7 protein-coding genes are annotated in these 8394 nt (G+C 62.9%); 6 read left to right on the forward strand and 1 reads right to left on the reverse strand.

Features of this window, described 5'->3' with window-relative positions:
* On the forward strand, positions 1-829 hold an 829-nt coding region (locus DBR12_RS05855), incomplete at its 5' end, for a GGDEF domain-containing protein (protein ID WP_108616400.1).
* A 53-nt stretch (positions 830-882) separates the two neighbouring features.
* Here the strand turns inward: DBR12_RS05855 and DBR12_RS05860 are convergent.
* The gene (locus tag DBR12_RS05860) at positions 883-1518 is read right to left on the reverse strand and encodes a GntR family transcriptional regulator (protein WP_108616401.1); all 636 of its coding nucleotides are present in this window, start codon (positions 1516-1518) and stop codon (positions 883-885) included.
* A 137-nt stretch (positions 1519-1655) separates the two neighbouring features.
* On the opposite strand from DBR12_RS05860, the gene scpA reads away from it, so the two are divergent.
* From scpA to DBR12_RS05885, 5 genes are all read left to right on the forward strand, one after another.
* Positions 1656-3827, forward strand: coding sequence for a methylmalonyl-CoA mutase (gene scpA, locus DBR12_RS05865; RefSeq protein WP_108616402.1), 2172 nt, complete (start codon positions 1656-1658; stop codon positions 3825-3827).
* Positions 3824-4315 carry a GNAT family N-acetyltransferase gene (locus DBR12_RS05870; protein ID WP_369861368.1) on the forward strand — a complete coding sequence of 164 codons (492 nt, stop codon included), beginning with the start codon at positions 3824-3826 and terminating at the stop codon, positions 4313-4315. The genes scpA and DBR12_RS05870 overlap by 4 nt, the downstream gene beginning before the upstream one ends.
* Positions 4312-5331, forward strand: a complete 1020-nt coding sequence (gene meaB, locus DBR12_RS05875) for a methylmalonyl Co-A mutase-associated GTPase MeaB (RefSeq protein ID WP_108616403.1) — start codon at positions 4312-4314, stop codon at positions 5329-5331. Before DBR12_RS05870 ends, meaB begins: the two co-directional genes overlap by 4 nt.
* Positions 5332-5364: 33 nt before the next feature.
* Positions 5365-6897, forward strand: a complete 1533-nt coding sequence (locus DBR12_RS05880; RefSeq protein ID WP_063460287.1) for an acyl-CoA carboxylase subunit beta — start codon at positions 5365-5367, stop codon at positions 6895-6897.
* 21 nt (positions 6898-6918) lie between these two features.
* The coding region (locus tag DBR12_RS05885; protein WP_233244322.1) for an acetyl/propionyl/methylcrotonyl-CoA carboxylase subunit alpha at positions 6919-8394 on the forward strand (1476 nt) is incomplete at its 3' end.

Here is an 8394-nt window from a genome sequence, read left to right on the forward strand (position 1 = left end):
GGCGGATGTGGGGGGGCGCATTCTGACCGTGTCGGTGGTTTGGTCTGTACTGTTGGTGGCCTGTATTGTGGTTCTGGTCTCACAGGAGCGGCGCGACGGTGCCCGCAGTCGGCGCGTGATGGCGGGTCTATTCACGGCTGTGGCGGTGTTCGTGCTGTTCCGCGCGGGCTACTTTTTGGCGATAGGCGTGAACCCGGCTTTCAGCGTGTTTGGGGCGGGGGCCTGGATGAATATCGCCACGCCCATGGTCGCTGCGACGTTGCCGGTCATCGGCACCACTGCTTTTTTGCTGATGTGCTCCGAACGCATCCGCCGCCAGTGGGAGCGTGCGGCCTCCACCGACTATCTCACCGGTTTACCCAACCGCCGCACGCTGGTGGAGATGGGGCAGCAGCGTTTTGAGCGGGCCCGTGCCAGTGCGGCGACCGGTGGTTTCGCGCTAGCGATCGTGGACATAGATCACTTTAAGCGCATCAACGACGAGCACGGCCATGAGATGGGTGATGTGGCCCTCAAACATGTGGCTGGGCGCCTGCAGTCGGCCTGCCGAGAAGCCGAGTTGCCGGCGCGACAGGGCGGGGAAGAGTTTGTGGTGCTGTTCGATAACCTGCAACCAAACGACGCCCCGGCCGCTGGAGAGCGGCTGCGCCATTCAGTGGCCCAGGCGCCGTTCACGGCGGGTGATCTGGTGTTGCCCCTGACGGTGTCGATCGGCCTGGCGGTGCTCCGTGCCGACGATACCCAATTCGATAGCGTGCTGCGCCGCGCGGACGAAGCGCTTTATGTGGCCAAGGCCGCTGGACGCAATCGGGTTGAAATCGCTCCCTGAGAGCGCATGGGGCCGCATGCCCGAGGCTACCGGTATCAATCCGGAGGAATGAATCAGGTCGCTGCTTCCAGTCCCTGTGCAAAGTGCGCTTGCATGGCCTTGGCCGTGGACTTGGTGTCGCGTGCCAGCATCGCAGTGAGGATCGCGCGGTGTTCACGGAGAGAGTCTTCGATGCGGCCCTGCTTGAACAGCGAATTGTGGCGGTTGAGCTTCATCACCTTGCGCAGGTCGGCCACCATCTGGCTGCGCCAGCGGTTGTCTGCCATCTCCAGCAGGTGCATGTGAAAGCGTTCGTTGATGGCAAAGAACTGCTCGCGGTCGGCCACGGCGGCTTCCAGCTCGGCGTGCAGGTCCTGTAGCGTCTTTAGCTGCGCGTCGGTAGCGCGTTCGGCCACCACACCTGCAGCGTCGCTCTCCAGCAGGCTGAGCAGGTGGTACACGTCGCGCAGGTCTTTTTCGCTCATCTCCGTCACATAGGCGCCACGGCGCACCTTCATCGTGACCAGGCCTTCGGCGGCCAGCACCTTCAGCGCCTCGCGCAGGGGCGTGCGGCTAATGCCGAATTCTTCGGCAATCTTTAGTTCGTCAATCCAGCTGCCAGGCTCCAGCTCGCGGCGGAAGATGCGCTGGCGCAGCTGCTCGGCGACTTCTTCGTAGAGGGCTCGGGGCGTGAGGGTGAGGGCAGACATGGGTGGATTGTAAGCTGCGAGGAATATTTTGAATCAATAATTATGAATGATGTAAACTCGCCGCCACATCGGAACCTGCCCGCGCGCCGTTTGCGTCTGTTTACGCACCCAACGCCATCTTCGGAGAAGCCTTCGCCATGAGTGACACCCCCCCCAACAACGCCCCCGAGTTCGCCGCCGCTTCGCTGGAGGCCTGGGCCAAGGCAGCCGCCAAGTCCGCGCCTGGTGGCGATGTGAACGCGCTGAACTGGGTGACGCCCGACGGCATCACCGTCAAGCCGCTGTACACCGCCGAAGACACGGCCAGCCTGCCGTATGCCAACACGCTGCCTGGTTTTGAGCCCTATCTGCGCGGCCCCCAGGCCACCATGTATGCGGTGCGGCCCTGGACGATTCGCCAGTACGCGGGTTTTTCTACTGCGGAAGAATCCAACGCCTTCTACCGCAAGGCCCTGGCCGCAGGCGGGCAAGGCGTTTCGGTCGCCTTCGACCTGGCCACACACCGGGGCTACGACAGCGACCACCCGCGTGTGACGGGCGACGTGGGCAAGGCCGGGGTGGCGATTGATTCGGTCGAGGACATGAAGATCCTGTTCGACCAGATCCCGCTCGACAAGGTCAGCGTATCGATGACCATGAACGGCGCGGTGCTGCCCGTGCTGGCGGGCTATGTGGTGGCGGCGGAAGAGCAGGGCGTCTCGCAAGACAAGCTCAGCGGAACCATTCAGAACGACATTCTGAAAGAGTTCATGGTGCGCAACACCTACATCTACCCGCCCAAGCCGTCGATGAAGATCATTGGCGACATCATCGAGTACACGGCCAAGAACATGCCGAAGTTCAACTCGATCTCGATCAGCGGCTACCACATGCAAGAAGCCGGGGCCAACCAAGCGCTGGAGCTGGCCTTCACCCTGGCCGACGGCAAGGAATACGTGAAGACAGCCATTGCCAAGGGCATGGATGTGGACGAATTCGCCGGGCGCCTCTCCTTCTTCTGGGCCATCGGCATGAACTTCTACCTCGAAGTCGCCAAGATGCGCGCCGCCCGCCTGCTGTGGTGCCGCATCATGAATGCCACGGGCGCCAAGAACCCCAAGAGCCTGATGCTGCGCACGCACTGCCAGACCAGCGGCTGGAGCCTGACCGAGCAGGACCCCTACAACAACGTGGTGCGCACCACCATCGAGGCCATGGCCGCCGTGTTTGGTGGCACACAAAGCCTGCACACCAACAGCTTTGACGAAGCCATTGCGCTGCCCACCGAGTTCAGCGCCCGCATTGCGCGCAACACGCAGCTCATCATCCAGGAGGAGACCCACATCACCAACGTGATCGACCCCTGGGCTGGCAGCTACATGATGGAAAAGCTGACCCAGGATATGGCTGACGCTGCCTGGAAGATCATCGAAGAGGTCGAAGCCATGGGCGGCATGACCCAGGCCGTGGACAGCGGCTGGGCCAAGCTCAAGATCGAAGCCGCCGCTGCTGAAAAGCAGGCGCGCATCGACAGTGGCAAGGACGTGATCGTCGGCGTCAACAAATACAAGCTGGCCAAGGAAGACCCGGTCGATATCCTGCAGATCGACAACATGAAGGTGCGAGACGGCCAGATCGAGCGCCTCAATAATATTCGGTCAAAACGCGACTCTGCGCGCGTCCAGCAAGCCTTGGATGCTCTTACTTCTGCAGCAGAAAGCGGCGAAGGCAACCTGCTGGAGCTGTCGATAAACGCCGTGCGCCTGCGCGCCACGGTGGGCGAAGTGAGCGATGCGCTGGAGAAGGTTTTTGGGCGCCACCGCGCCGACACGCAAAAGGTGACCGGTGTGTACGCAGCCGCTTACGACTCGGCCGAAGGCTGGGACAAACTCAAGACCGAAATCAACGCCTTTGCCGAAGAACAAGGCCGCCGCCCCCGCGTGATGATCGCCAAGCTGGGCCAGGACGGGCACGACCGTGGCGCCAAGGTGGTGGCCACCGCCTTTGCCGACTTAGGGTTTGACGTGGACATGGGCCCGCTGTTCCAGACGCCCGAGGAATGCGCCCGCCAGGCCATTGAAAACGACGTGCATGCCGTGGGCGTGAGCACGCTGGCTGCGGGGCACAAGACGCTGGTGCCCGCCATCATCCAGTCGCTCAAGGACCAGGGCGCTCATGAAATCATCGTGTTTGTGGGCGGGGTGATCCCGGCGCAGGACTATGAGTTTTTGTACGAATCGGGTGTGAAGGGCGTGTATGGCCCGGGTACGCCGATTCCGGCCAGCGCCAAGGATGTGCTGGAGCAGATTCGCAAGGCTGTGGCTGCGTGAGTTGGGTGGCATCGTCCATGTGGAGCCTGGGTAGCGTCGCCGCCGAGGACTTCGAGTCCATGGCCGACCTGCGCGCTGAGGCCTTGCGCGAAAGCCTGGAGCGCCTGGGCCGCTTTGACCCGGTGCGCGTGCGGGAGCGGCTGCGCAGTGCTTTCGAGCCTGCGCACATGCGGCACATCCTCATCAACGGAGAGCGAGTGGGCTACCTCACCCTCATTCCGCATGCCGGGTCAGGCAGCCTGCGCCTGCATCACCTCTACATTCGTCCCGCCCACCAAGGCCAAGGCTTGGGGGCTTGGGCATTGGAATGGGTCAAGGCACAGGGCCGCGCTTCGGGCCAGGACATTACCTTGGGCGCACTGCGCGGCAGCGATGCCAACCGCTTCTACCTACGCCACGGCTTTCGGCTGGTGGAAGAGCAGGAGTTCGACCTGGAGTACCGCTGGAGCCCGGCGTTCGACCCACGCCTGGCGGAGATCGCGCCATGAACCTCTACCAAGGTGTGGTGGGCGCGCCAGGCCCTGTTCAGCGCCGCGCCCTGTCCAAATCCATCACGCTGCTCGAATCGACCCGCGCAGACCACCGCACCCAGGCCGACGAGCTGCTCACAGCGCTGCTCCCCCACACCGGCAAGGCCTTCCGCCTCGGCATCAGCGGCGTACCCGGCGTAGGCAAGTCCACCTTCATCGAAGCCCTGGGCCTGTACCTCATCGGCCAGGGCCACCGCGTGGCCGTGCTCACCATCGACCCGTCCAGCACAGTCTCGGGCGGTTCCATCCTGGGTGACAAGACGCGCATGGAGCACCTGTCGGTGCACGAGAAAGCCTACATCCGTCCCAGCCCGTCCAGCGGCACGCTGGGCGGAGTCGCAGAGAAAACCCGCGAGGCCATGCTGGTCTGCGAGGCCGCAGGCTACGACGTGGTCATCGTCGAGACCGTGGGTGTGGGCCAGAGCGAGATTGCGGTGGCGGGCATGACGGACATGTTTGTGCTGATGCAACTGCCCAACGCGGGCGACGACCTGCAGGCCATCAAGAAGGGCGTGATGGAGATTGCCGACCTGGTGGTCATCAACAAGGCTGACATCGACAAGAGCGCTGCCACGCGGGCCGAGGCGCAGATCACATCGAGCCTGCGCCTGCTCAGCCAACACGGCAACCCCGAGAACGCTCATCACGACGAAACGCTGTGGCACCCGAAAGTAGTGCAGATTAGCGCGCTGCTGGGCCAGGGCGTGGACAGCTTCTGGGCCGCCGTCACGCAGTTCCGCCAGCTGCAAACCGCCAACGGCCGCTTGGCCACGCGGCGTGAAAAGCAGGCACTGGCCTGGATGTGGGAGCGCATTGACGCAGGCCTCAAGCTCGCATTTCGCCAGCACCCCCAGGTCAAAGAGCTGCTGCCCCAGATGCAGGCCGATGTGGCTGCGGGGCGCATTGCGGCATCCACTGCAGCACGAAATCTGCTGCTGGCGCACAACCATCAAGCGCAAGCAGCTATCAAATAAATAGTAGACAAACCCATTCACCAAAGGACGACCATGCAAGACATCCTGGAGCAACTGGAGAAAAAGCGTGCGCTGGCACGCCTGGGCGGCGGGCAAAAGCGCATTGATGCGCAGCACGCCAAGGGCAAGCTCACGGCGCGCGAGCGTATCGAGCTGCTGCTGGACGACGGCACGTTCGAGGAATGGGACATGTTCGTCGAGCACCGCTGCACCGACTTCGGCATGGAGGACAACAAGATTCCCGGCGACGGTGTGGTGACGGGCTACGGCATGATCAACGGCCGCCTGGTGTTCGTCTTCAGCCAGGACTTCACCGTGTTTGGCGGTGCTTTGAGCGAAACCCACGCCGAGAAAATCTGCAAGGTGATGGACCAGGCCATGAAGGTCGGCGCGCCGGTCATCGGCCTCAACGACTCGGGCGGCGCGCGCATTCAGGAGGGCGTGGCCAGCCTGGGCGGCTATGCCGACGTGTTCCAGAAAAACGTGCTGGCCAGCGGCGTGATTCCGCAGATCAGCATGATCATGGGCCCGAGCGCCGGTGGCGCCGTGTACTCGCCCGCTATGACGGACTTCATCTTCATGGTCAAGGACAGCTCGTACATGTTCGTGACCGGCCCCGAAGTCGTGAAGACCGTAACGCACGAAGAAGTGACCGCCGAAGAGCTGGGCGGCGCCGTGACGCACACCACCAAGAGCGGTGTGGCCGACATGGCGTTTGAGAACGATGTGGAGGCGCTGATGATGCTGCGCCGCCTGTACAACTACCTGCCGCTCAACAACCGCGAAAAAGCCCCGGTGCGCAAGAGCAACGACCCGGCCGACCGCATGGACCTGAGCCTGGACACCCTGGTACCCGAGAACCCCAACAAGCCCTACGACATGAAGGAGCTGATCCTCAAGACGGTGGACGACGGGGACTTCTTCGAGCTGCAGCCTGAGTACGCCAAGAACATCCTCATTGGCTTTGCCCGCATGGAAGGCCAGACCGTGGGCATCGTGGCCAACCAGCCGCTGGTGCTGGCCGGTTGTCTGGACATCAAGTCCAGCATCAAGGCAGCGCGTTTTGTGCGCTTTTGCGATGCGTTCAACATCCCGGTGGTCACCTTTGTGGACGTGCCCGGCTTCATGCCCGGCACTTCTCAAGAGTACGGCGGCATCATCAAGCATGGCGCCAAGCTGCTGTACGCGTATGCCGAGTGCACCGTGCCCAAGATCACCGTCATCACCCGCAAGGCCTACGGCGGCGCGTACGACGTGATGAGTTCGAAGCACCTGCGCGGCGACGTGAACCTGGCCTGGCCCAATGCCGAGATTGCTGTGATGGGCGCCAAGGGCGCTGTGGAGATCATCTTCCGCGAAGACAAGAACGACCCCGTGAAGCTGGCCGCGCGTGAGGCGGAATACAAGCAGCGGTTTGCCAACCCGTTTGTGGCCGGTGCGCGTGGCTTTATCGACGACGTGATCCTGCCGCACGAGACGCGCAAGCGCATCTGCCGGTCGCTGGTGATGCTGCGCGACAAAAAGCTGGAAAACCCGTGGCGCAAGCACGGGAACATTCCACTGTGAGCGGACAAGGAGCATAAGAACATGTTTACGAAAATCCTGATCGCCAACCGTGGCGAAATCGCCTGCCGCGTTATCGCTACTGCCCGCAAGATGGGTATCAAGACGGTGGCCGTCTATTCCGACGCCGACAAGGAAGCCCGCCACGTCAAGCTGGCCGACGAGGCCGTGCACATTGGCGCCGCGCCCTCGCGTGAGTCGTACCTGCTGGCCGACAAGATCATCGCCGCCTGCAAGCAGACCGGCGCCCAGGCCGTGCACCCCGGCTACGGTTTCCTGAGCGAAAACGAAGCCTTCGCCAAGCGCTGCGAAGACGAGGGCATTGCCTTCATCGGCCCCAAGGCCCATTCGATTGCGGCCATGGGCGACAAGATCGCGTCCAAAAAGCTGGCGAATGAGGCCAAGGTCAACACCATCCCTGGCTACAACGACGCGATCAGCGGCCCCGAGCAGGCGGTGGAAATTGCCAAGGGCATTGGCTACCCCGTGATGATCAAGGCCTCGGCCGGCGGCGGCGGCAAGGGCCTGCGCGTGGCGTTCAATGACAAGGAAGCGTTTGAAGGCTTTGCCAGCTGCCAGAACGAGGCCCGCAACAGCTTTGGCGACGACCGCATCTTCATTGAGAAGTTCGTGCAGGAGCCACGCCACATCGAGATCCAGGTGCTAGGCGACAGCCATGGCAACGTGATCTACCTGAACGAGCGCGAATGTTCCATCCAGCGCCGCCACCAGAAGGTGATTGAAGAGGCACCATCGCCTTTCATCAGCGACGCCACCCGCAAGGCCATGGGCGAACAGGCGGTGCAACTGGCCAAGGCCGTCAAGTACCAGAGCGCGGGCACGGTGGAGTTCGTGGTCGGCAAGGACCAGGACTTCTACTTCCTGGAGATGAACACCCGCCTGCAGGTGGAGCACCCGGTGACGGAATGCATTACCGGCCTCGACCTCGTGGAGCTGATGATCCGCGTGGCGGCGGGCGAGAAGCTGCCGTTGACGCAAGCCGATGTGAAGCGCGACGGCTGGGCCATCGAGTGCCGAATCAACGCGGAAGACCCGTTCCGCAACTTCCTGCCGTCCACGGGCCGTCTGGTGCGCTTTCAGCCGCCAGAGGAATCCATGTTCCAGTCCGACACCAGCAAGAAGCTGGGCGTGCGCGTGGACACGGGCGTGTACGAAGGCGGCGAGATCCCCATGTATTACGACTCGATGATCGCCAAGCTCATCGTGCACGGCACGGACCGCAACGATGCGATCGCCAAGATGCGCGCGGCACTCAACGGGTTTGTGATTCGCGGCATCAGCAGCAACATCCCATTCCAGGCCGCGCTGCTGGCGCACCCCAAGTTTGTGACGGGCGACTTCAACACCGGCTTTATCGCCGAGAACTACGGCAAGGGCTTCCACGCCGAAGACGTGCCGCACAGCGACCCGCTGTTTTTGGTGGCGCTGGCCGCGTTCATGAACCGCCGCTACCGCGCGCGCGCCTCGGGCATCAGCGGC

It is taken from the genome of Acidovorax sp. HMWF029 (assembly GCF_003060895.1).
Lineage (GTDB): Bacteria > Pseudomonadota > Gammaproteobacteria > Burkholderiales > Burkholderiaceae_C > Acidovorax.